The sequence below is a fragment of the Pseudomonas reinekei genome, assembly GCF_001945365.1.
Classification (GTDB): Bacteria; Pseudomonadota; Gammaproteobacteria; order Pseudomonadales; family Pseudomonadaceae; genus Aquipseudomonas; species Aquipseudomonas reinekei.
On the sequence record NZ_MSTQ01000006.1, the window covers coordinates 1 to 22,335 of the forward strand.

A 22,335-nucleotide genomic window follows, 5' to 3' on the forward strand; every position below is an offset into this window, starting at 1 on the left:
GCTTGGACTGGTCTCAATACTGGATACGATAACTCGGTTTAATCGCATAGCTTGAACCGCCGTATACGGATCCGTACGTACGGTGGTGTGAGAGGACGGCGGATGTAAATCCGCCTCCTACTCGATTCAGGGTTCACCCTATCAAGTGAGCATTGCTTCACTTCTTTTGCGTATAAGAATCTTTATCATTAGTATTGCGCCTTGCTGGCTTCGTGACATTCACGCCGCCTCACCTGTTCCCAAGGTCGCAACATGAAAGCCAACAGCAAGACACTCCCCGTTTCCTATCGACTGGCGGTCACTTCGCGAGTGCTTGCCGCTGTGTTCGGCGGTTATGGGGTCACGGCACTGGCCAGTGTCTGCCTCACGCTGTGGGTGCCCATGGCACGGGCCGAGGCGGTCGTGACCGGGATGACCAGTTCGTTCCTGGTCTATCTGCTGGCGGTGATCTGGTGCTTTGCCTGTCGAACCGCGTGGCGGGCCTGGTCCGGATTGATCCTGTCGAGCCTGCCGCTGGCGGCGTTGGCGGCGCTGGCTTACTGGATGGAGCGGTCATGAAAGAGGGTTTTCGTCAGGCGATGGCCTGGTTGCACACCTGGGCTGGTTTGATTTTCGGCTGGTTGTTGTTTGCGATTTTTCTCACTGGCACGCTCGCTTATTTCAAGGACGAGACCAGCCACTGGATGCAGCCGGAAATTCCCGCGCGCTCGGTGTCCTCCGAATCGAGTCTGAGCCTGGCGCAGGCGTACCTGCAGCGACAGGCTCCCGGCGCTTCCCGCTGGATCATCGAATTGCCCAACGCCCGCGAGCCCGCACTGTCGGTGCGTTGGCAGCAGGCGCCGGCCAAACCCGGTGAACGCGGTCAACTCACGGCAAAACTGCTCGATCCGCAAACCGGCCGTGAAGTGCAGGCCCGGGACACCCTGGGCGGCGAGTTTTTCTACCGTTTCCACTTCCAGCTGCAAATGCCCTATCCGTGGGGGCGTTGGCTGTCGACCCTCGCGGCCATGGTGATGTTCGTCGGGTTGATCAGCGGGATCATCACCCACAAGAAAATCTTCAAGGACTTTTTCACCTTCCGCCCGCGCAAAGGCCAGCGCTCCTGGCTCGACGGGCATAACGCTTTGGCTGTGCTGGTGTTGCCGTTTCACTTGATGATCACCTACAGCAGCCTGGTGATTTTCATGAGCATGGTCATGCCGGCGAGCATCCTGGCCGCCTACAACGGCGATACCAGAGCTTTTTTCAGTGACGTCTTTCCGGCGACCAATACCTTGAATGCCACAGGGCAACCTGCAGCGTTGCCGCCGTTGGCGCCGATGCTGGAAAAAGCCCGGGAGCAATGGTCGGGTGGGCAGGTCGGGCGTTTGACGGTAAATAATCCGGGTGATGCGAACGCCACGGTGGTGTTGGCTCGCAGCGGTGCAGACCGCGTGGTTCACGACTTCGGCAGCGCCGTGACGTTCAACGGCGTGACCGGGCAACTGCTCGCCGCGACGCCGGCGCAATCGCTGCCAATGGCCATTGCCGGTACCTTCTACGGTTTGCACATGGGCCATTTTGCCGGCCCGTTGTTGCGCTGGCTGTACTTTGTCTGTGGGCTGGCAAGCACGGCGATGATCGGCACCGGGCTGGTGATCTGGCTCGGCAAACGCCAACTCAAACATGCCAGGAGCGGCGTGATGCCCTTCGAGCTGCGGCTGGTGGAAGTGCTGAATATTGCCAGCATATCGGGCTTGGTCGTGTCGGTGGCGGCGTTCTTCTGGGCCAACCGTTTGTTGCCGATCGGCATGGCCGAGCGTGCCGGTTGGGAGGTCAACAGCTTCTTCATCGTTTGGGGGCTTAGCCTGCTGCATGCCATGGTTCGCCGGGGTCGCGTGGCGTGGGTCGAGCAGTTGGCGCTGGCCGCGCTGCTGTTTGGCGCCGTGCCACTGCTCAATGCACTGGCCACGCCGTATCACTTGGGCGCCTCACTGAAAGAAGGTGATTGGGCCATGGCCGGTTTCGATTTGGCTTGCCTGGTCAGCGGGCTTTTTCTCGCCTGGGCCGCCTGGAAAATGCAGCGGGCCGGGAAGACCGAACGCGTGGGCCTGCGTGCCCAGTCGATCACCCTTGAGCCAGAGGCGACCTGAATGTTGCTGGCCTGCTTGCTGTGTTACGGCGGTTTTATCGCGCTTTGTTTGTCCATGGATCGTCACCACGCCCAATTGCTGGGGCGCATGCCGACGCGGGTCATGCGTCGTCGGTGGAGGCGTGCGGGATGGGTATTGCTGGCCGTATCGCTGTGGGCGGCGGTGTCGACGACCGGCTGGGCGCTGGGGTTGGTGGATTGGTTTGCGGTGTTGATGCTCAGTGCCTTGCTGCTGGTCTTGCTGATGCCGTATCGCCCGCGCCTGGCCCTGGCCCTGGCCGGAGCGGGCCTGCTGGCCTGCCCGATTATCGTGTTCGTGCAGCGGTGAATCGATGATCAGCCATCCTCCCGAACCTGGTGAAATCGAGCGCGATGGACAGCCCGGCGATCGCGCACATTTTCTTCAGGTGTTCCTGTCGCAACGTTCGCAAATGGAGGCGCTGGTCAGCCGTCGCGTCGGTTGCCGGGCGACTGCGGCTGATTTGGTGCAGGACTTGTTCTTGCGTTTCTGGCGCCGGCCGTTGGTGCAGGTCGAGGAATTGAGCACCTATCTGCTTCGATGCGCGGGCAACATTGCCATCGACCATTTGCGCAGTGAAGGCACACGGGTGCGTGCCAGCGAAGGCTTGATGGCGCAACCGTCGGACAGTGTGGGTGGCGAACCGCAAGCCGCGCTGGAGGCGGGCAATGATTTGCGCCATGTCGAAGCGGCGTTGCGTGCGTTGCCCGAGCGTACGCGGCAGATCTTTTTGCTCAATCGCATTCATGGCCGCAAATACGCCGAGATCGCCAAGGCCATGGGCTTGTCCCAAAGTGCGGTGGAAAAACATATGATGCGCGCGCTCGAGGCTTGCAAGGCAAGCCTGCGGGAGCCCGAACCGCGCACGCCAGGGAAAGCACTGTGAAAACCATCGAATGCACCTTGCCGACGCCTGCCCAGGAACAGCAAGCGCTGGCCTGGCTGAGCGTGTTGCACGACCAGCCGAGCAGTGGCGACCAGGCCACTTTCAGCCAATGGCTGAAAGCTGACCCCGCGCACGGCGAAGCCTATGCCCGTGCGCAAGTGCTGTGGGAATTGAGTGAAGTGCCGGCGCGCACCCTGGCCGATGAAGACGCCTTTGCCCTGCAGGGTTATCTCAATGCCATTAACCGTTCGCGGCGCAGCAATGTACGGCGTTGGTCCGGTGCGCTGGCGATGGCGGCTTGCCTGTTGCTGATGATCAGCCTCGGCAGTGGGTGGCAGCCGTCGCGCTGGGTCGATGATCTGGGGGCTGATTATGTCTCGGCTCCGGGAGAAATCCGTACCGTCACCCTGGCCGATCAATCGCAAGTCACCCTGGATGCCGACAGCGCCATCGCCGTGGATTTCAGTGGCGGTGAACGCCATGTGCAGGTGCGGCGAGGAGCCGGTTTCTTCCGGGTCACTCACACTGGCGAACCGTTTGTGGTCGATGCCGAAAAGGGCCAGGCAAGGGTCTTGGGCACGCAGTTTGAAGTACGCCTGCTACCCCATGGCGCGCAGGTCACCGTGTTGTCCGGGCGGGTGGGTGTGACCGCGGACAAAAACGCCGCGCAGCACATTCTCACGGCGGGCCAGCAAGTAGCGTACGGCAATGGCTCGGCGGAAAAACGCCACGCGGTGGACAGTGAAGCGCAGTTGGCCTGGCGTCAGGGTTGGCTCAATTACTACAAGGCAACGCTGGCCGATGTGGTGGAGGATTTACGCCGTTATTACCCGGGGCGGATCGTGCTGCTTGACGATGAACTGGCCAAGCGGCGGGTCAGTGGCAGCTTTCCGAGCGAGGATCCGCAAGCGGTGCTGAATTCCTTGCAGGGCGTTTTAGGGTTTGAGCAGCATCAAATCTTGGGGCATCTGATTATTTTGCGCTGAGGCAAATGTCCCCATCGCGAGCAGGCTCGCTCCCTCAGGGGAGCGAACAGCGAGCATCTGAAAATATTTTCAACTTTCTGCTGAGGTAAAACCGAACGCCATTCGTGTAGTGACTGAAACTGCGAGTCATTCGCATCCGTTGCGGTTCTACACAGGTCACGAGTCATGAAGTCCAGGGCAAAATCGGGTTCGGTCAAACAATGGTTGGGTGTTACGGCGCTGGGTTTCTCGGCGTTGACCTTGCTGCCGCTGAGTGTGGCGGTGGCCGCGCAGGCCGGTGCGCAGCAACAGACGCAGTTCAACTTTTCCCTGGCCGCCAAACCGTTGCCCCAGGCCCTGAGCGATTTCAGCCGGGTGACAGGCATCAGTGTCGTCTATACCGATGAAGCACCTTACCGCCTCAATGCCCCGGCCGTCAGTGGTCAAATGAGCGCCGAACAGGCCCTGCAGCAATTGCTCAGCGGATCGGGCTTCACCTTCCGGCGCACCGACGGCCATACCATGGCCCTGGAATCGCTGCCTACCGAAGGCGCGCTGAATCTGGGCGCCACCACCATCACGTCGGTGATGGACCCGTCCACCAGCTACCAGCCGCCCCCTGTCAGTTCGGTGATGCGTACTTCGGCGCCACTTCAGGAAATTCCGCAGACCGTCAACGTGGTCGCAGCCCAGGTCATTCGCGATCAGGCACCGCGCAATCTGGATGATGCGCTGGCCAATGTCAGCGGCATCACCCAGGGCAACACGCTGGGCAGTACCCAGGATTCGGTGATGACCCGCGGCTTCGGCGACAACCGCAACGGTTCGATCATGCGCGACGGCATGCCGATCGTGCAGGGCCGTGGCATGAACGCCACGGTGGACCGGGTCGAAGTGCTCAAGGGACCGGCCTCGTTGCTCTACGGCATTCAAGACCCGGGGGGCGTGGTCAACATGGTCAGCAAGAAGCCGGAGCTTGAGCAATACAACGCACTGACCTTGCGTGGCTCGACCTATGGCGAAGGCAGGAATGGCAGCGGCGGCACGTTCGACAGCACGGGTGCGTTGGGTGAGACCGGGCTGGCCTATCGCATGGTGCTGGACCACGAGGACGAAGATTACTGGCGTAATTACGGCGTGCATCGCGAGACTCTGGTCGCGCCATCGCTGGCCTGGTTCGGTGAAAGCACCCAGCTGTTGTTCGCCTACGAACACCGGGAATTCCTCTCCCCGTTCGACCGTGGCACGGTGATCGACCCGCGTGATAACCACCCGCTGGACATCCCCCGTGATCGCCGTCTCGACGAACCGTTCAATGACATGGAAGGGCGCTCGGACCTTTATCACTTCGAGGCCGATCACGAGCTCAATGACAACTGGAAGGCCCACTTCGGCTACAGCTGGAACCGTGAAACCTACGACGCCAGCCAGGTGCGCGTCACCGCTATCGACACCAACAAAGGCACGCTGACCCGCAGCATGGACGGCACGCAGAATGCGCTCAGTACCGACCGCTTCACCACGGCAAGCCTTGAGGGCAACGTTGATGTCGCGGGCATGCGCCATGACCTGGTGTTCGGCATCGATGACGAGTACCGCAAAATCTACCGTGCCGACCTGATTCGGCAGAAAAGCCTGACCACCTTCAGCTACCTCAACCCGGTGTACGGTCGTGAAGTCGAAGGCACCACGGTCAGCCCGGCCGACAGTGCCCAGACCGATATCCTGCGCAGCGATTCGGTGTTTTTACAGGACTCGATTCACCTCACCGATCAATGGATTCTGGTGGCTGGCGGGCGTTTCCAGGAGTACGACCAGTACGCTGGCAAAGGTGTGCCGTTCAAGGCCAATACCGACAGCAACGGGCAGAAATGGGTGCCGCGCGCCGGCCTCGTTTATCGCTACACCGATGAGCTGTCGTTCTACGGCAGCTACACCGAATCGTTCAAACCCAATTCGACCATCGCCCCGCTGAGCGGCAGCAGCACCGTGCTCGATGGCAGCATCGCGCCGGAAGAAGCGAAATCCTGGGAGGTCGGCGCCCGGCTCGACATGCCCGGGCGCGTCACCGGCAACATCGCCCTGTTCGACATCAAGAAACGTAACGTGCTGGTCGCTAATGCCGAAGGCCCGGTGACGCTCTACAGCGCCGCGGGTGAGGTACGTTCCCGTGGTCTGGAAGTGGATTTGAGCGGTCAGTTGAGCGACCGCTGGAGCATGATCGGCAGCTACGCCTACACCGACGCCGAAGTGACCGAAGACCCGGACTACAAAGGCAAGAAACTGCAAAACGTGGCCAGGAACAGTGGCTCGCTGTCAGCGGTCTACGATTTCGGGCGGATCATTGGCGGCGATCAGCTGCGGGTCGGCGCGGGCGCGCGTTATGTCGGGGAGCGGGCAGGCAACGCCGTGAATGATTTCGAGTTGCCGAGCTACACCGTCGCCGATGCGTTCGCCACCTACGACACCCGGCTTGATGGGCAGAAGGTCAAGTTTCAGCTCAACGTGAAGAACCTGTTCGACCGCACGTACTACACCTCGTCGGCGAGCCGGTTCTTTGTGTCGATGGGGGATTCGCGGCAGGTGACGTTGTCGAGCACTTTGGAGTTCTGATCGGCCACCGTGTCATCGTTCATCGGTGGCAAGCCAGCTCCCACAGTTGATCTCCTTCTCATGAAAGGACGCGGTCCCTGGGGGAGCGAGCCTGCTCGCGATGACGGCGGCACAGTCAGCGCAAAAACGCCTGCCGGTATTCGCCTGGCGCCGCGCCCAATGCCTGCCGAAAACGATTGGTAAAGTGACTGGCACTGGCAAATCCGCAGGCCAGCGCAATCTCGCCCAGCGGCTGCGAAGTCGAACGCAACAACTCCCGCGCCCGGTGCAGGCGTCGCGCCAATACATATTGATGCGGTGGCAGACCGAAGCTTTCGCGGAACATCCGCGCAAAGTGGTATTCCGACAACGCGCACAACGCTGCCAGTTGTCCCAGGCTGATGGCCTGGTCCAGGTGACTGTCGATGTACTCCACCAACAGTCGCCGCTGATGAGCCGCCAAACCACCTTTGAGACGTAACCCTGAGCGCGCACTGACCTGGCTGAGCAAGGCATGGCCGAGAATCTCGTGGGCCAGGCTGCTGGTGAGCAGGCGTTCGCCCGGTTCGTCCCAGTTGAGGGTGATCAACTGGCGAAAACGCACGGCCTGCTGCGGGTCATCGAGAAATGTCTGCTCGCGCAGCTGCAACTCCCGTGGCTCACGGTCAAGCAGGGTCACGCAACCCAGGGCAAATTGTTCGGGGCTGAAATACAGGTGGGCCAGGCGAATGTCGCCATTGATCACCCAGCCTGACTGATGGTCGGCGGGCAGGATGCACAACTTGTCCGGGCCGCCCTTGTTGCCGGGCTGGTCGCGGCGGAAGGTGCCGGTGCCGCCAGCGATGTAGCACGACAGCGTGTGATGACTCGGCGCTTCGTAATCCTGGGCATCGTGGTGATTGCGCCACAAGGCGGCGGACAAGCCGTCACCGAGCTCGGCGCTGTGCTCAAGGCGAGCATTCGGCGAGCGGTTGAGGGCTTGAAAGACTTGCAGGGTATCCAGTGCGGCCATGATCGGTTCTCTCTAACGCCTTGCATCCTACTCTGTAGACGTGCGCCTGCCAGCCTGGCATCTGACAAAAGCGCAAGTTTATGCAAGTGCGCCAAGGCGCCGCGCAGGACACTGGGCACCTATCGAGGAGCCTGTGCCATGAACCTGTCGTTATACCTGTTGACCGTGCTGATCTGGGGGACCACCTGGATTGCCCTGAAATGGCAGCTGGGCGTGGTGGCGATTCCCGTGTCGATCGTCTATCGCTTCGGCCTCGCCGCGCTGGTGCTGTTCATCATGTTGTTGCTCAGCCGCAAGCTGCAGGTGATGAACCGCCGTGGACATCTGATCTGTCTGGCGCAGGGGCTGTGCCTGTTTTGCATCAACTTCATGTGCTTCCTGACGGCGAGCCAGTGGATTCCCAGCGGTCTGGTGGCCGTGGTGTTTTCCACCGCGACCCTGTGGAACGCCCTCAATGCGCGGGTGTTCTTCGGCCAGAAAATCGCCCGCAATGTGCTGATGGGCGGTGCGTTGGGGTTGCTCGGGCTGGGCCTGTTGTTCTGGCCGGAACTCGCGGGCCACACCGCCAGCCCGGAAACTTTGCTCGGGTTGGGCCTGGCGCTGCTCGGCACCTTGTGTTTTTCCGCGGGCAACATGCTCTCGAGCCTGCAACAGAAAGCCGGGCTCAAGCCATTGACCACCAATGCCTGGGGCATGGCATACGGCGCGGCGATGTTGTCGGTGTGGTGCCTGGTCAAAGGCATTCCGTTCGATATGGAATGGAGTGCGCGCTACGTCGGTTCGTTGCTGTATCTGGTGATACCAGGCTCGGTGATCGGTTTTACCGCGTACCTGACGCTGGTCGGCCGCATGGGGCCGGAACGTGCGGCTTATTGCACCGTGCTGTTCCCGGTGGTGGCGCTGAATGTCTCGGCGTTTGCCGAAGGCTACCAGTGGACCGCGCCGGCACTCGCCGGGCTGGTGATGGTGATGCTGGGGAACGTGCTGGTGTTCCGTAAACCCAAGGCACCCGTGATGCAGGGCACTGGCAAGTTGGCGTGAGGGCACCGGAGGATTGACGGGCAGGCGTGCCTGGCGCCTGCCCGTTTTGCTTTAGCCCTTCCAGACTTGCGGGTTCACCAGGTCCTGCGGTCGTTCACCGAGCAGGGCACTGCGCAGGTTGGCCAGGGCGCGATTGGCCATCGCTTCGCGAGTCTCGTGCGTGGCGGAGCCGATGTGCGGCAAGGTCACCGCGTTTTTCAGCTGGAACAGCGGCGACTCGGCCAGCGGTTCTTTTTCGTAGACATCCAGCCCGGCGCCACGAATGCGGTTGGTTTGCAGCGCTTCGATCAGCGCTGGCTCGTCCACCACCGGACCACGGGAAATGTTTACCAGAATGGCGTTTGGCTTCATCAGCGCCAGTTCGCGATGGCTGATCAGGTGTTTGGTTTTTTCGCTCAGCGGCACCACCAAGCACACGAAGTCGGCTTCGGCCAGCAGCTGATCCAGGCTGCGGAACTGCGCGCCGAGTTCCTGTTCCAGCGCGGTCTTGCGGCTGTTGCCGCTATAGAGGATCGGCATGTTGAAGCCCAGACGACCGCGGCGGGCGATAGCGGCGCCGATGTTGCCCATGCCGACGATGCCCAGGGTCTTGCCATGCACATCGCAACCGAACAGCTGCGCGCCGACGGTGGCCTGCCATTGGCCAGCCTTGGTCCAGGCGTCCAGTTCGGCAACGCGGCGGGCGCTGCTCATCAGCAGGGCGAAGGCCAGGTCGGCAGTGCTTTCGGTGAGCACGTCCGGGGTGTTGGTCAGCATGATCCCGCGTTCGCTCAGGTACGCCACATCATAGTTGTCGTAGCCCACCGAGACGCTGGACACCACTTCCAGTTTGGCGGCGCTCTCCAGTTGCGCGCGCCCGAGTTTGCGACCGACGCCGATCAGGCCATGGGCGTGGGGCAGGGCTTCGTTGAACTGGGCATTGATGTCGCCGTTTTTCGGGTTCGGCACGATGATATCGAAATCTTGTTGCAGGCGTTCGACCATCTCAGGCGTGACGCGGCTGAAGGCGAGGACGGTTTTTTTCATGGAGGCGGGCTCGTCGGGCGGGAATGCTTAGCAAGCTACAAGTTTCAGCTGTTCAGCCGCAAGTCCAAAAGGCGCCGCGGTTGTTTTTAACTGATGACTCACGGCTTGAAGCTTGTAGCGGCCCTTCCGTTATACTGGCGCCTTTCGCGGCTCGCTGACCGGGCCCGACACTATGCGCAGCACCCCGGAGCTTTCATGACTTCCCCGAAACAACCGCCGGTCGACGACGTCCCGAGCGACAGCATCGACACCGGCACCGACAGCGAAACCAAAGCCGAAATCCCGGCGTTCAAGTTCCCGTTCAAGCCGGGTGAACTGACGTCCGCCAAGGGCTCCAGCCAGCCGTGGTACAAGAACGGCGCCAAGAACGGCCACACCAAGACCCCAGGCATGGCGCCTCCGGGGACTCGGCGTTCGATGGGTAAGCGTTAAGCGCCAGGACTTGCATCGCTCAATCTGCCGCCATCGCGAGCAATCTCGCTGCCACATGTGATCGCATTCTCATGAAAGAACGCGTCACCCTGTGGGAGCTTGCTCGCGATGAGGCCATCATTGGCGCAGAAGTTTTGGTTCAAGCCGCCCGCAATGAAATAAACGCATAGTTCGTCTGCGCATCTGTCGCCACCTGCGCTCCGGCCGCAACAACCTGCCCGGCAATCTCTTCTCCCGAGACATGGAACTGCCACTCGCTGCTCCACTCTGGCAGTGTCTGCCCGGTCAGTTCGTCGATGATCGTTGCGAATTCATTCATGTCCGGCAGATAAGCGGTGAATCCGTCACCTTTCAGCGCGGTGGTTCGAAACCCCAGTAACGCGCAAATCGCGTCCTTCATGTGGATGTCATCGCGATCGGCCTGGCGGGAACGCATGATCAGCTCCGACAGTTCCCGGTCGGCGAGTTCACCGCCGACTATCAGGTCCGGGCCTTTTTCCCAGGACTCGGGCGGGCATTCCTTCAATCCCGTGTTGAGCGCTATGTGCGGATTGATTTCCATCGGATAAATGCGACACACCAGGGGCCGACGCTCATAGATGCGGCAGCGGTTGTCTTCGTCAAGATTCCGGCAGGGGCCGACGTTGTAGGCCGCGAAGGTGATCGCGACATAGGCATCGGCCTCGGCGCTGCGAACCAGGGCCGAGCGGCGTTCAGCGTGTTCACGCTGTTGCACCGGCAAGCCCAGGCCGTTGTTCAGGAAGGCCTCGACCAGCACGATGACTTGGCCACCATCGGCTGCCCACATGCGGGCCTCAGGCAAGGTCAGGGACACATGATGGTCATTGCAGCATTTGCCGCAGCCTACGCAGGAAAACGTCGTATTCATTGAGCGGTCAGTCGCATCCGAGGGTATGAATCGGCGACAGAATGCCGCCGTACAAACCGCTATCGAAGCAAGTTATGCGCCACTCACTGCGCCTTGGCCGCCGGGCGGATGGAGTCCCACTCGGTGACGTAGGCGGTTTTGCTTTTCTTGTTGTACAGGCACAGCTCGGTGCCTTGTGCGCCTTTCATGTGTTTTTGCGGGTACTGGCCTTGCAGCAGAAGCGCGGTGTAGCCCACCCGATCATCGAATTGCGCGGCGTTGCCGACGGGTTTGGCTTCTTTCAGGCCACTGGCCTTGGTGCAGCTGGCGAGCACGGTTTTGTCGTAGGCGGCCCAGGCGTCAGGGCTGGAAGCGTAGGCCTGGGAGGTGAGGGCGGTGAGGCAGAGGGTGATCAGGGTGGCGGCTTTCATGGTTCGCAAATCCTTGGGCAGGTGAGGGCCAAGGTGTGAGTCTGTCAGACCGGCACTGGTTCCCGGTGCACCTCACACATTCCGATACTTTCGTACAAGCGTCGAGCCCGCAGGTTGTCCTCCAGCACCTTCAAATCCACAAAACCTTCTCGCCGCTGCTGAAACACGGTGAAGGCCTGCATCAACAACGCGCGCCCCAGGCCTTGGCCTCGAGCCCGTGGATGCACCACCAGGTTCTTGATGTAAGCACTGGTCCAGCACTGGCACACGCCAACCACGCCTTCGGCATCCAGGGCGACGAAGCACAGGGCGGGATCGTATTCTGGATCGGTTTCAAACCGTTGCTGCCAGCGTTTCAGCGCCGGCACCCGACCGCCACCGTCGCGGTAGCCCAACTCCATCAAGCGATGGACCGCTTCGCCGAGCTCGGGGCAATACTCGATCAATTGAATGCCGCTCGGCCAGTCGAACACAGGCACAACCTCCGCGAGGTCGCGCCGCATCAACCAGCAATAGTCCTCGGCCATGACTCAGTGACCCTGTTCGGCCACAGCCTTGGCCGCGTCGATCAGGCACTTGGTCAGTTCCGGCGAAGAGAACTTGGTCAGCACTGCGTTCGCTCCGGCCAGTCGCGCCTTTTCGCTGTTCATCGCGCTGTCCAGCGAGGTGTGCAGCAGCACGTAGAGGTGCGCGAAGTCCGGGGTTTCGCGCAGGGTGCGGGTGAAGGCGTAGCCGTCCATCTCGGACATTTCGATGTCGGAGACAATCAGGTTGATCTGCTGCGCGGTGCCTTGCAGGTCCAGCAGGCAATCGATGGCTTCCTTGGCGCTGCGTGCGGTGTGGCATTGCAAGCCGAGGTTGCGCAGGGTGTGCACCGATTGCTGCAAGGCGACCTGGCTGTCATCGACCACCAGAATCCGCGCGCTGCCCAATATTTCGGCGTCTTCCATGCTGAGCTCGGTCGGCGCCTGTTCGATCTGCACCGGGGCGATGCCGTGGATGACTTTTTCGATGTCCAGCACCTGCACCAGCGTGCCGTCGACCGAGGTCACCCCGGTGATGTACGAGCGCCCGCCGCCAGAGCCGAAGGGCGGCGGGCGGATGTCGGTGGTCAGGCAGTGGACGATCTTGCTCACCGCCTGAACGTGCAGGCCCTGCTTGGAGCGGCTGACATCGGTGACGATCAGGCAACCGCCGTTCGGATCGTTCAGCGGACGTTCGCCGATGGCACGGCTGAGGTCGATCACCGACAGCGATGCACCGCGCAAGGTGGCGATACCCTTCACGTGCGGGTGCGACTCCGGCAGCTTGGTTAGCGCTGGGCAGGGGATGATCTCGCTGACTTTGAGCAGGTTGATCGCCATCAACTTGCCGCTGCGCAAGGTAAACAGCAGAAGCGAAAGTGAGTCTGCGCGGGCTTTGGTGGAGGACATAAAAACCTTCTGTGGAAAAAGGTGGCGGGCGATCGCGGGGATCGCCAACAGCTATCGATGCCGGGTTATCGACTTGTCGGGCACAGGCTTTAGGTTAATTACCGGCTGCCAGTCAATGGAGCGCCACAGCGGGGTTACTTCATGCCCAACCTTTTGGCCATGCGCCCAAGATTCGCCCGATCCAGCCCTAGCTCACGGGCGGCACTTGCCCAATTGTTGTTGTGACGCTCAAGGCACGCGCCGATCAACTGCCGCTGATAATTCTCTGTCGCCTCGCGCAAATCACCCGTCACCAAGGCCATCGCGGCGGCGGCTGTTTGCTCGGTCGGGGCTTCGATGCTGCCGTTGGGCAGGTCCAGATCAGCTGCGCTCAGGCTGAGAATCTTCGGCCGCTCCTTGCAGTTACCCAGGGCCTTCAACGCGCTGCGGCCGATCAGATGTTCCAGCTCGCGCACGTTGCCGGGCCAGTCGTAGGCGAGCAACGCGGCTTGGGCGTCGCTATTGAGGCGCAGGCTGTTGAGGCCCATGCGCGAACGGTTCTGCTCCAGAAAGTAACCGCTGAGCAGCAGCACATCGCGGCCCCGGTCACGCAACGCTGGCACTAATAAAGGATAAACACTGAGGCGGTGATAGAAGTCGGCGCGATAGCGGCCGCTGCGCACTTCCTCGGCCAGGTCGCGGTTGGTCGCAGCGATCAGTCGTACGTCGACCTGATGTTCCTTGTCCGAGCCCAAGCGCTGCAACTGGCCGCTTTGCAACACACGCAGCAGTTTGGCCTGAACCGTTAACGACAGCTCACCGACTTCATCGAGAAACAACGTGCCGCCGTTGGCCAGCTCGAATTTGCCCCTTCGATCATTCATCGCTCCGGTGAAGGCGCCGCGCACGTGGCCGAACAATTCACTTTCCACCAGCGTATCGGGCAGCGCGGCGCAGTTGAGGCTGATGATCGGCTTGTCGGCGCGCGGGGAGGCGGCATGGATGGCCTGTGCCACCAGCTCCTTGCCGACCCCGGTTTCCCCGGTGATCAGCACCGTCAGGTCGCTGCCGCCCACCAGATTGATTTCCTCCACCAGCCGTTTGAGCGCTTTGCTCTGGCCAATCATTTCGCGGTTCTGCTGGCCGCTGGCCTGGCGATAGACCTCGGCGCGCTGGTGTTCATCTTCGACACGATTGTTCAGGCGTTCGATGCGCTCTACGGCGTTGACCGTCGCGGCGGCGAGGCTGGCGAATGCTTCGAGGGCGTCCAGTTCGATCGGTTCGAATTGCTCCGGATCGAGGGCGTCGAGGGTCAGCAAACCCCATGGGCGCTCGTCGATCAGCAACGGGCATCCCATGCAATCGTGGACTTCCAGATGTTCATCGAGGCCATCGACCAAGCCGTCGTACGGATCGGGCATGTCGCTGTCGGCGGCAAAGCGGGTGGGGCCGGGGTTGCTGAGCAGCGCTTCGAAGCGCGGGTGTTCGCTGACCTTGAAGCGTCGGCCGAGGGTATCGGTGCTCAGGCCGTCGACGGCCAGCGGCACCAGCCATTCGCCATCGAGGCGCAACAAGGCAGCGGCATCGCAGGGCAGGAGGGCGCGCATGGCTTCGAGCAGGCGTCGATAGCGCTCGCCTTCCGGCAGTTCGCGGGACAGGTCCGAAACCAGGGGCAATAGGGCGGTAAGCAATGATTTTGCAGTCATAGTGACTCCATGTAGTCGGTGTGACTATAGGTCAAGCTGTGTCGTTATGACTATCAATTTCTTAAAGTGTTGATTTATAAGGTTTTAATTGTTGGCACGGAACCTGATAAGCATAGGGCAACAGTTAAGAAACCCTCGTTGCTCAGGAGTCACTTTATGCTTAGCGTTCAAGACCGTGCCATCGTTAAATCCACTGTGCCGCTGCTGGAAAGCGGTGGCGAAGCCCTGATTACCCACTTCTATCGCAAGATGCTGTCCGAGTATCCGCAAGTCCGCCCGTTGTTCAACCAGGCCCACCAGGCCACGGGTGACCAGCCTCGCGCACTGGCCAACGGGGTGTTGATGTACGCACGCCATATCGACCAGCTCGACCAGTTGGGTGACCTGGTGGCGAAGATCATCAACAAGCACGTGGCCCTGCAGATTCTCCCGGAACACTACCCGATTGTAGGCACCTGCCTGTTGCAGGCAATCGCCGAAGTGCTCGGCGAAGAAATCGCCACGCCGGAAGTGATCGCTGCCTGGGGCGCGGCTTACGGTCAGCTGGCGGACATCCTGATCGGCGCTGAAACCAGCATCTATGACCAGAAAGAACAGGCGCCGGGCGGCTGGCGCGGGGCGCGGGAGTTCATTGTCGCGGCCAAGATCGAAGAAAGCGCGGAAATCACCTCGTTCTACTTCGAACCGGTAGACAAAGGTTTGATTCTGGCCGCCGAACCGGGTCAGTACATCGGCATGAAATTGATCCTTGATGGCGAAGAAATCCGTCGCAACTACTCGCTGTCGGCCTTGGCAAACAAAGGCCAGTACCGCATCAGCGTCAAGCGCGAGGCCGGTGGTCGCGCCTCCAACTTCCTGCATGATCAATTGCACGTGGGCTCGACCATCGATCTGTTCCCGCCATCGGGCGAGTTCACCCTGACCGCCAGTGACAAACCGTTGGTGCTGATCAGTGGCGGTGTAGGCATCACCCCGACCCTGGCGATGCTCGAAGCGGCGCTGCAGACCGAGCGGCCGGTGCACTTCATCCACTGCGCGCGCAACGGCAGCGTTCACGCCTTCCGCGACTGGATCGATGGATTGGCCGAGCGTCATCCGCAGCTCAAACGCTTCTACTGCTATGCCGAAGATGACGGCGTGAGCCCGGCGGCGCACAAGGTCGGACTGTTGAGCCTGGAGCAACTGGGCGAATGGCTGCCGCAAGAGCGCGACGTGGATGCTTATTTCCTCGGGCCGAAAGGCTTCATGGCGGCGATCAAGCGTCACCTCAAAGCCTTGGGTGTGCCGGAGAAGCAAAGCCGTTACGAGTTCTTTGGCCCGGCTTCGGCGCTGGAGTAACCGGTTTGCCGCGCAGAGCGTCACGGCTCTGCGCGGCACCTTTATCGCGAGCAAGCTCGCTTCCCCCGGGGCCGCGCCGCAAGCAACCCTGGGGAAGCGAGCTTGCTCGCGATTGCTTCACCTCGGTTTCATTTCTTGAAACCTTCAAAAGTTAATCCCTTCTTAACCCGCTTATCGTCTATTCCCCCGACATCCCCCGGCACGCGCCCAGCGTGTAGACTGGCGGGCATTCGATACCTTGAAGGGAAACGCGATGAGCGAGGAAACAATGCGGTTGGGCCGTGAACGGCGCTTTCTGGTGTTGCTGGGCATCATCTGCCTGGCGTTGATCGGCGGCGCGCTGTACATGCAGATCGTACTGGGCGAGGCGCCATGCCCGCTGTGCATCCTGCAGCGTTATGCGTTGCTGTTGATCGCGATTTTCGCCTTTATCGGCGCGGCCATGCGCAACCGTCGCAGCATCACGATTTTTGAGACCCTGGTGGTGATTTGCGCACTTGCCGGCGTCGGTGTGGCGGGGCATCACGTCTATACGCAGTTCTACCCGGCCGTCAGCTGTGGCATTGATGTGCTGCAACCGATTGTGGACGGTTTGCCGCTGGCGAAGATCTTCCCGCTGGGCTTCCAGGTCGATGGTTTCTGCTCCACGCCATACCCGCCGATTCTCGGTTTGTCGCTGGCGCAGTGGGCCTTGGTGGCCTTTGTGCTGGTAGTGATTCTGGTGCCGCTGCTGACCATCCGTAACCGCAAAGCGCTGCACTGAGATTCTCCATCCCATGGTTTTGTAGAACAAAAAAACGCCCCGGTCCTCACAGAGAGGGCCGGGGCGTTTTTGTGTTTTCAAAGGTCCGCGAAAAAGACCCTGACGCGCGGCAATAAGAGGTGCGACATGTGTGCGACATGTTGTCACATCTTGAGTGGCGCAGCAGCGCTCAAGGCAGCGGATTGGCACGCGATGTTGCAATGAAATCGGACTGTTTCGCGGGATGTCGACTTGGCCCGTTACCTGTCTGAAACAGGCAGTTTTAACACGGTCTGGCGATTTGCCGGAGCCCTTGTCAGATGGGGGCTGGGGCCAGGTGGAGTGTCGTCGCCGAGGCATTGATACTGTCTGAAATGGGTGTGGTAGACCTACATTTTTTGGTGTTTTTGTTGAGAATTAATTTCGATAAGATGCGCCGCTTTTACGTATTCGGCGAAGCATTGTTGCGACTCGGGATATAAATTATTTCGGGATGAGACATGGTTTAAAAAACGCTACATAACTACAATCGCCCGCACTGAATTCCCGGCGCTGCTCACCCTTAAAAGTGTTTGAGCAGAATCAGGGTGTCGAGAGGCCGGGCGGCTTCATGCGACTCCCAGGTGTCGGTGCCTCCAACTATCCGCACCAAATGGAATTGGTCTGTAACAAGGCCTTTGACCACGAATTCGAATAAGAACTCACCGCTGGCCCAGGATTTGTCGAAACGCGTCTGACGCTCGACGGGCAGCCCTTATTCAATCCAAAGAAAATGCCAACCCTTGGCAGGGTGAAGTGTTGGCGATCAAAACCCAACTGCATTGCGCAAGCTGCTTTAGAGGTCGTGAGATGAGTAAAAACAGGTACCCCAGACTACTAGGCTTATTGCCGCTGCTCGGCACGTTGTTGCTGGGAGGCTGCAACATGACCTTGCTCAATCCCACGGGCCAGGTTGGCCTGGAACAGAAAAACCTGATCATCACCGCAACGCTGCTGATGCTGTTGGTCGTGGTTCCGGTCATCGTCATGACCTTCCTGTTCGCCTGGAAATACCGCGCATCCAACACCAAGGCGACCTACACGCCCAAGTGGAACCACTCCACCAAGATCGAGATCGCGGTGTGGACTGTTCCGGTGTTGATCATCATTGCCCTGGGTTACATCACCTACAAGTCGACCCACGAGCTGGACCCGTATCGTCCGATCGAATCCGACGTGAAGCCGGTGACCATCGAAGTGGTCGCGCTGGACTGGAAGTGGCTGTTCATCTACCCGGAACAAGGCATTGCCACGGTCAACAAGATCGTGTTCCCGGCACACACGCCAATCAACTTCAAGATCACCTCTGACGCTGTGATGAACTCGTTCTTCATCCCGGGCCTGGGCGGCCAGATCTACGCGATGGCGGGCATGCAGACCAAGCTGCACCTGATCGCTGACCGCAACGCTGAAATGGAAGGCATCTCCGCCAACTACAGCGGTGCCGGTTTCACCGGTATGAAATTCAAGGCTATCGCAACTTCCCAGGAAGATTTCGACGCCTGGGTAAGTGAAGTCAAAAAGGCACCTAAACAGCTTGAACAAGCTGAATACGCAGCCCTTTCCAAGCAGAGCCAGAACAACCCAGTCGAGCTCTACTCCTCGGTGACGCCGAACCTGTTCCAGACCATCGTCGACAAGTACGAAGGCATGAAACCGGGCCCTAAGGTGAAGCACGAGAAGAAAGAGAAAGAAGTGGCCGCTACGGACATGAACTCGCATTCAGCTGCCGGGGCAGAGGAGTAAACGATGTTTGGTAAATTAAGTTGGGAAGCGGTCCCGTTCCACGAGCCGATCGTAATGGTGACCATCGCCATGATCGCGCTCGGTGGTCTGGCACTGTTCGCTGCAATCACCTACTTCAAGAAGTGGACCTACTTGTGGACCGAGTGGCTGACGTCGGTCGACCACAAGAAAATCGGCGTGATGTACATCATCGTCGCCATGGTCATGCTGCTGCGCGGCTTTGCCGACGCCATCATGATGCGTACCCAGCTGGCCATGGCCACCGAGGGTTCGCCTGGCTACCTGCCACCTGAACACTATGACCAGATCTTCACCGCTCACGGTGTGATCATGATCATCTTCATGGCGATGCCATTCTTCACCGGCCTGATGAACCTGGCAGTGCCGCTGCAGATCGGCGCGCGTGACGTTGCCTTCCCGTTCCTGAACTCCCTGAGCTTCTGGCTGCTGGTTTCCGGCGTCGTGCTGATCAACCTGTCCCTGGGCGTCGGCGAATTCGCCAAGACCGGTTGGGTTGCCTATCCGCCGCTGTCGGGCCTGCAATACAGCCCCGGCGTGGGGATGGATTACTACATCTGGGCGCTACAGCTATCCGGGTTAGGTACGACGCTGACGGGGGTCAACTTCCTCGCTACCGTGCTGAAAATGCGTACCCCTGGCATGAAACTGATGGACATGCCGATCTTCACCTGGACCTGCACCTGGGCCAACGTTCTGATCGTGGCTTCGTTCCCGATCCTGACCGCCACCCTGGCACTGCTGACGCTTGACCGTTACATGGATTTCCACATTTTCACCAATGAACTTGGTGGCAATCCGATGATGTACGTCAACCTGTTCTGGGCGTGGGGTCACCCTGAGGTGTACATCCTGATCCTGCCGGCATTCGGCATTTTCTCGGAAGTCATCTCCGCCTTCACCGGCAAGAAACTGTTCGGTCACCACTCGATGATCTACGCCTCGGGCGCGATCTCGGTACTGGGCTTCATGGTTTGGCTGCACCACTTCTTCACCATGGGTTCGGGTGCGAGCGTCAACGCCTTCTTCGGTCTGGCGACGATGCTGATTTCCATCCCGACGGGTGTGAAGCTATTCAACTGGCTGTTCACCATCTACCAGGGCCGTCTGCGTTTCACCAGCCAGGTGCTGTGGACCCTGGGCTTCATGGTGACCTTCGCCATCGGCGGCATGACCGGCGTACTGCTGGCCATCCCGGGTGCTGACTTCGTTCTGCACAACAGCCTGTTCGTGATCGCGCACTTCCACAACGTGATCATCGGCGGTGCGGTATTCGGTTACATCGCAGGTTTCGCCTTCTACTTCCCGAAAGCGTTCGGCTTCAAGCTGCACGAAGGCTGGGGTAAAGCAGCGTTCTGGTTCTGGATCTCGGGCTTCTTCGTCGCCTTCATGCCGCTCTATGCACTGGGCTTCATGGGCATGACCCGTCGTCTGAACGCCACCACCAACCCTGAGTGGGTGCCGTACCTGTACGTCGCCATGTTCGGTGCGGTGATGATCGCCTTCGGTATCGCCTGCCAACTGATCCAGCTGTACGTCAGTGTGCGTGACCGCAACAAGCCAGAAAACATGTGCGAACACGGTGATCCGTGGAATGCCCACACGCTGGAATGGTCGACCTCGTCGCCACCACCGTTCTACAACTTCGCTGTGCTGCCTAAGGCCGACTGCATCGACCCGTTCACCGAAGCCAAGGAAGACGGTACCGCGTACCAGCGTCCGGCCAAGTACGAGCCGATCCACATGCCGAACAACACCGCCACTGGCGTTGTGATGGGCGCGCTGTTGACCGTCTTCGGTTTTGCCATGATCTGGCACATCTGGTGGCTGGCCATCGCCAGCCTGGTAGGCACTGTCGTCTACTTCGCGATCCACGCTGCACGTGACGACCAGGGCTATATGGTCCCGGTTGAAACGATCGAGCGCATCGAAGCCGAGCAGCACAAGCGTCTGGTTGCGGCAGGGAAAATCCCGGCCACCGCCACCCGTGTTGAAACCTCGTTGGAACAGGCTTAAACCATGTCGAACTTAGTGACCAATGTTGGACACGCCCATGGTGACCATGGGCACGATGACCACCACCACGACTCGGGCGAGATGACCGTATACGGTTTCTGGCTCTACCTGATGACCGACTGCATTCTGTTTGCGTCGATCTTCGCGGTATACGCGGTACTGGTTAACAACGTAGCGGGTGGCCCGTCGGGCCACGACATCTTCGAACTGCCCTACGTGCTGGGCGAAACCGCTCTGCTGCTGTTCAGTTCGATCACCTACGGCTTCGCCATGCTGGCGTTGTACAAGGGCAACAAGAAGGCGGTGCTGACCTGGCTGGGCATGACCTTCCTGTTGGGCGCAGGCTTTATCGCGATGGAGATCAACGAGTTCCACCTCTTGATCTCCGAAGGCTACGGCCCTAGCCGTTCAGGTTTCCTGTCCGCGTTCTTTACCCTGGTCGGTACTCACGGTCTGCACGTGTCCGCCGGTTTGATCTGGATGGCGATCATGATGTATCAGGTGCAGAAAAAGGGCCTGACGTCGACCAACAAGACTCGCCTGAGCTGCCTGAGCCTGTTCTGGCACTTCCTGGACGTGGTCTGGATCTGCGTCTTCACCGTTGTCTATCTGATGGGGACCCTGTAATGGCTAATGCACACTCCCATGACAGCCATGATGCTGGCCACGGCAGCGTAAAGTCGTACGCCATCGGCTTCATCCTGTCGGTGATCCTGACCGTCATCCCGTTCGGTCTGGTGATGTACCCGAGCCTGCCGAAGGCCACCACGCTGGCAATCGTTCTGCTGTTCGCAGTGATCCAGGTGATCGTTCACCTGTATTACTTCCTGCACCTGGACCGTTCCATCGCTCAGCGTAACAACGTGATCGCTTTTGTCTTTACGGCCATCGTGATCGTGCTGCTGGTTGGCCTGTCGCTGTGGATCATGTTCAGCATCCACACGTACATGATGGCGAAGTGAGGTAGACCCGATGTCGCTCAAGCACTTTATCCAAATCACCAAACCGGGGATCATTTTCGGTAACGTGCTTTCTGTGGCAGGCGGGTTCTTCCTGGCCTCGAAAGGGCATGTCGATCTGGCCGTGTTTCTGGCTGCCATGATCGGCACTTCCCTGGTCGTCGCCTCCGGTTGCGTGTTCAACAACTGCATCGACCGCGACATCGACATCAAGATGGAACGCACCAAGAACCGGGTGCTGGTCCAGGGCCTCATCTCCCTGAAACTGGCCCTGGTCTATGCGACCGTCCTGGGTGTTCTCGGCGTTGCGTTGTTGTACAAGGTGGCCAACCCGTTGGCCGCTTTGTTCGCCGTGATCGGCTTCGTGATCTACGTCGGCTTCTACAGCCTGTACCTCAAGCGCAAGTCGGTTCACGGCACGCTGGTGGGCAGTCTGTCGGGCGCCATGCCGCCGGTGATCGGTTATGTCGCGGTGAGCAACACCTTCGACATGGCCGCACTGACCCTGCTGGTGATGTTCAGCCTGTGGCAGATGCCGCATTCCTACGCCATCGCGATCTTCCGCTTCAACGATTACCTGGCCGCATCGATTCCGGTGCTGCCAGTCAAGCGCGGGATTCAAGTGGCCAAGAAGCACATCCTGCTCTACATCCTGGCGTTCCTCGTGGCGACCTTGATGCTGACCTTCAGCGGCTACGCCGGCATGAGCTACCTCGCCGTCGCCGCGGCCATGGGCATGTACTGGTTGTACATGGCCTGGACCGGCTACAAGGCAGTGGATGACACGGTCTGGGCACGCAAGCTGTTCGTGTTCTCGATCTTCACCATTACCGCGTTGAGCGTGATGATGTCCCTGGACTTCAAAGTGCCGGCCGAACTGTTGCTGACGTACGCGCCTTAAGCTTCAAAGCTGCACCGAAAAGCCTCGCCTTCGAGAGAAGAGCGGGGCTTTTTGT

General features: G+C 60.0%; 22 protein-coding genes. 15 read left to right on the plus strand and 7 right to left on the minus strand.

The features are described from left to right. The first annotated feature begins 252 nt into the window (after window positions 1-252). From BVK86_RS11275 to BVK86_RS11300, 6 genes are all read left to right on the plus strand, one after another. Window positions 253-558: a DUF3649 domain-containing protein gene (locus tag BVK86_RS11275; protein WP_075946520.1), complete on the plus strand. Its 306-nt coding sequence runs from the start codon at window positions 253-255 to the stop codon at window positions 556-558. After that, complete coding sequence (locus BVK86_RS11280; RefSeq protein ID WP_075946521.1) at window positions 555-2,132, plus strand: PepSY-associated TM helix domain-containing protein; 1,578 nt, start codon at window positions 555-557, stop codon at window positions 2,130-2,132. Before BVK86_RS11275 ends, BVK86_RS11280 begins: the two co-directional genes overlap by 4 nt. Then, entirely contained in the window at window positions 2,133-2,459 is a 327-nt protein-coding gene (locus tag BVK86_RS11285; protein ID WP_075946522.1) for a DUF3325 domain-containing protein, read from the plus strand. Window positions 2,460-2,463: 4 nt separating this feature from the next. Then, window positions 2,464-3,036 carry an RNA polymerase sigma factor gene (locus BVK86_RS11290; protein WP_075946523.1) on the plus strand — a complete coding sequence of 191 codons (573 nt, stop codon included), beginning with the start codon at window positions 2,464-2,466 and terminating at the stop codon, window positions 3,034-3,036. Continuing rightward, window positions 3,033-4,022, plus strand: coding sequence for a FecR family protein (locus tag BVK86_RS11295; RefSeq protein ID WP_075946524.1), 990 nt, complete (start codon window positions 3,033-3,035; stop codon window positions 4,020-4,022). Before BVK86_RS11290 ends, BVK86_RS11295 begins: the two co-directional genes overlap by 4 nt. A gap of 165 nt (window positions 4,023-4,187) precedes the next feature. Beyond that, window positions 4,188-6,614 carry a TonB-dependent siderophore receptor gene (locus tag BVK86_RS11300; protein WP_075946525.1) on the plus strand — a complete coding sequence of 809 codons (2,427 nt, stop codon included), beginning with the start codon at window positions 4,188-4,190 and terminating at the stop codon, window positions 6,612-6,614. A 115-nt stretch (window positions 6,615-6,729) separates the two neighbouring features. On the opposite strand, the gene BVK86_RS11305 is transcribed toward BVK86_RS11300, so the two are convergent. Then, the gene (locus BVK86_RS11305; protein ID WP_075946526.1) at window positions 6,730-7,605 is read right to left on the minus strand and encodes an AraC family transcriptional regulator; all 876 of its coding nucleotides are present in this window, start codon (window positions 7,603-7,605) and stop codon (window positions 6,730-6,732) included. Window positions 7,606-7,743: 138 nt separating this feature from the next. Here BVK86_RS11305 and BVK86_RS11310 point away from each other — a divergent pair, with 138 nt between their 5' ends. Continuing rightward, window positions 7,744-8,646 (plus strand): DMT family transporter, encoded by a 903-nt coding sequence (locus BVK86_RS11310; RefSeq protein ID WP_075946527.1) that lies wholly within the window; start codon window positions 7,744-7,746, stop codon window positions 8,644-8,646. 51 nt (window positions 8,647-8,697) lie between these two features. On the opposite strand, the gene BVK86_RS11315 is transcribed toward BVK86_RS11310, so the two are convergent. Further along, window positions 8,698-9,672: a 2-hydroxyacid dehydrogenase gene (locus BVK86_RS11315; RefSeq protein WP_075946528.1), complete on the minus strand. Its 975-nt coding sequence runs from the start codon at window positions 9,670-9,672 to the stop codon at window positions 8,698-8,700. Window positions 9,673-9,867: 195 nt separating this feature from the next. Here BVK86_RS11315 and BVK86_RS11320 point away from each other — a divergent pair, with 195 nt between their 5' ends. Next, entirely contained in the window at window positions 9,868-10,104 is a 237-nt protein-coding gene (locus BVK86_RS11320) for a hypothetical protein (protein WP_075946529.1), read from the plus strand. A gap of 139 nt (window positions 10,105-10,243) precedes the next feature. On the opposite strand, the gene BVK86_RS11325 is transcribed toward BVK86_RS11320, so the two are convergent. From BVK86_RS11325 to norR, 5 genes are all read right to left on the minus strand, one after another. Next, window positions 10,244-10,993 carry a YkgJ family cysteine cluster protein gene (locus BVK86_RS11325; RefSeq protein ID WP_075946530.1) on the minus strand — a complete coding sequence of 250 codons (750 nt, stop codon included), beginning with the start codon at window positions 10,991-10,993 and terminating at the stop codon, window positions 10,244-10,246. Window positions 10,994-11,076: 83 nt separating this feature from the next. Further along, window positions 11,077-11,403, minus strand: coding sequence for a hypothetical protein (locus tag BVK86_RS11330; protein WP_075946531.1), 327 nt, complete (start codon window positions 11,401-11,403; stop codon window positions 11,077-11,079). A gap of 44 nt (window positions 11,404-11,447) precedes the next feature. Continuing rightward, window positions 11,448-11,930 (minus strand): GNAT family N-acetyltransferase, encoded by a 483-nt coding sequence (locus tag BVK86_RS11335; RefSeq protein ID WP_075946532.1) that lies wholly within the window; start codon window positions 11,928-11,930, stop codon window positions 11,448-11,450. Window positions 11,931-11,933: 3 nt separating this feature from the next. Beyond that, window positions 11,934-12,836 (minus strand): chemotaxis protein CheV, encoded by a 903-nt coding sequence (locus BVK86_RS11340; protein WP_075946533.1) that lies wholly within the window; start codon window positions 12,834-12,836, stop codon window positions 11,934-11,936. A 134-nt stretch (window positions 12,837-12,970) separates the two neighbouring features. Next, window positions 12,971-14,521, minus strand: coding sequence for a nitric oxide reductase transcriptional regulator NorR (gene norR, locus BVK86_RS11345; RefSeq protein ID WP_075946534.1), 1,551 nt, complete (start codon window positions 14,519-14,521; stop codon window positions 12,971-12,973). A 156-nt stretch (window positions 14,522-14,677) separates the two neighbouring features. Here norR and hmpA point away from each other — a divergent pair, with 156 nt between their 5' ends. From hmpA to cyoE, 7 genes are all read left to right on the plus strand, one after another. Further along, entirely contained in the window at window positions 14,678-15,859 is a 1,182-nt protein-coding gene (hmpA, locus tag BVK86_RS11350; protein WP_075946535.1) for an NO-inducible flavohemoprotein, read from the plus strand. A 253-nt stretch (window positions 15,860-16,112) separates the two neighbouring features. Beyond that, window positions 16,113-16,622, plus strand: a complete 510-nt coding sequence (locus BVK86_RS11355) for a disulfide bond formation protein B (protein WP_075946536.1) — start codon at window positions 16,113-16,115, stop codon at window positions 16,620-16,622. 828 nt (window positions 16,623-17,450) lie between these two features. Continuing rightward, complete coding sequence (gene cyoA, locus BVK86_RS11365; RefSeq protein WP_075946537.1) at window positions 17,451-18,386, plus strand: ubiquinol oxidase subunit II; 936 nt, start codon at window positions 17,451-17,453, stop codon at window positions 18,384-18,386. A gap of 3 nt (window positions 18,387-18,389) precedes the next feature. After that, window positions 18,390-20,420 (plus strand): cytochrome o ubiquinol oxidase subunit I, encoded by a 2,031-nt coding sequence (gene cyoB / locus BVK86_RS11370; RefSeq protein WP_075946538.1) that lies wholly within the window; start codon window positions 18,390-18,392, stop codon window positions 20,418-20,420. Window positions 20,421-20,423: 3 nt separating this feature from the next. Then, on the plus strand, window positions 20,424-21,047 hold the full coding sequence (locus tag BVK86_RS11375; RefSeq protein ID WP_075946539.1) for a cytochrome o ubiquinol oxidase subunit III: 624 nt from the start codon (window positions 20,424-20,426) through the stop codon (window positions 21,045-21,047). Next, window positions 21,047-21,382, plus strand: coding sequence for a cytochrome o ubiquinol oxidase subunit IV (cyoD, locus tag BVK86_RS11380; protein WP_007916940.1), 336 nt, complete (start codon window positions 21,047-21,049; stop codon window positions 21,380-21,382). Before BVK86_RS11375 ends, cyoD begins: the two co-directional genes overlap by 1 nt. Before the next feature lie 10 nt (window positions 21,383-21,392). After that, window positions 21,393-22,280, plus strand: coding sequence for a heme o synthase (gene cyoE, locus BVK86_RS11385; RefSeq protein ID WP_075946540.1), 888 nt, complete (start codon window positions 21,393-21,395; stop codon window positions 22,278-22,280). Window positions 22,281-22,335 lie beyond the last annotated feature (55 nt).

Excerpts from the sequence above, each read along its gene's own strand:
- BVK86_RS11275 (WP_075946520.1), top strand. The coding sequence starts at position 253 with ATGAAAGCCAACAGCAAGACACTCCCCGTTTCCTATCGACTGGCGGTC.
- BVK86_RS11280 (WP_075946521.1), top strand. The coding sequence starts at position 555 with ATGAAAGAGGGTTTTCGTCAGGCGATGGCCTGGTTGCACACCTGGGCT.
- BVK86_RS11285 (WP_075946522.1), top strand. The coding sequence starts at position 2,133 with ATGTTGCTGGCCTGCTTGCTGTGTTACGGCGGTTTTATCGCGCTTTGT.
- BVK86_RS11290 (WP_075946523.1), top strand. The coding sequence starts at position 2,464 with ATGATCAGCCATCCTCCCGAACCTGGTGAAATCGAGCGCGATGGACAG.
- BVK86_RS11300 (WP_075946525.1), top strand. The coding sequence starts at position 4,188 with ATGAAGTCCAGGGCAAAATCGGGTTCGGTCAAACAATGGTTGGGTGTT.
- BVK86_RS11305 (WP_075946526.1), bottom strand. The coding sequence starts at position 7,605 with ATGGCCGCACTGGATACCCTGCAAGTCTTTCAAGCCCTCAACCGCTCG.
- BVK86_RS11310 (WP_075946527.1), top strand. The coding sequence starts at position 7,744 with ATGAACCTGTCGTTATACCTGTTGACCGTGCTGATCTGGGGGACCACC.
- BVK86_RS11315 (WP_075946528.1), bottom strand. The coding sequence starts at position 9,672 with ATGAAAAAAACCGTCCTCGCCTTCAGCCGCGTCACGCCTGAGATGGTC.
- BVK86_RS11320 (WP_075946529.1), top strand. The coding sequence starts at position 9,868 with ATGACTTCCCCGAAACAACCGCCGGTCGACGACGTCCCGAGCGACAGC.
- BVK86_RS11325 (WP_075946530.1), bottom strand. The coding sequence starts at position 10,993 with ATGAATACGACGTTTTCCTGCGTAGGCTGCGGCAAATGCTGCAATGAC.
- BVK86_RS11330 (WP_075946531.1), bottom strand. The coding sequence starts at position 11,403 with ATGAAAGCCGCCACCCTGATCACCCTCTGCCTCACCGCCCTCACCTCC.
- BVK86_RS11335 (WP_075946532.1), bottom strand. The coding sequence starts at position 11,930 with ATGGCCGAGGACTATTGCTGGTTGATGCGGCGCGACCTCGCGGAGGTT.
- BVK86_RS11340 (WP_075946533.1), bottom strand. The coding sequence starts at position 12,836 with ATGTCCTCCACCAAAGCCCGCGCAGACTCACTTTCGCTTCTGCTGTTT.
- norR (WP_075946534.1), bottom strand. The coding sequence starts at position 14,521 with ATGACTGCAAAATCATTGCTTACCGCCCTATTGCCCCTGGTTTCGGAC.
- hmpA (WP_075946535.1), top strand. The coding sequence starts at position 14,678 with ATGCTTAGCGTTCAAGACCGTGCCATCGTTAAATCCACTGTGCCGCTG.
- BVK86_RS11355 (WP_075946536.1), top strand. The coding sequence starts at position 16,113 with ATGAGCGAGGAAACAATGCGGTTGGGCCGTGAACGGCGCTTTCTGGTG.
- cyoA (WP_075946537.1), top strand. The coding sequence starts at position 17,451 with ATGAGTAAAAACAGGTACCCCAGACTACTAGGCTTATTGCCGCTGCTC.
- cyoB (WP_075946538.1), top strand. The coding sequence starts at position 18,390 with ATGTTTGGTAAATTAAGTTGGGAAGCGGTCCCGTTCCACGAGCCGATC.
- BVK86_RS11375 (WP_075946539.1), top strand. The coding sequence starts at position 20,424 with ATGTCGAACTTAGTGACCAATGTTGGACACGCCCATGGTGACCATGGG.
- cyoD (WP_007916940.1), top strand. The coding sequence starts at position 21,047 with ATGGCTAATGCACACTCCCATGACAGCCATGATGCTGGCCACGGCAGC.
- cyoE (WP_075946540.1), top strand. The coding sequence starts at position 21,393 with ATGTCGCTCAAGCACTTTATCCAAATCACCAAACCGGGGATCATTTTC.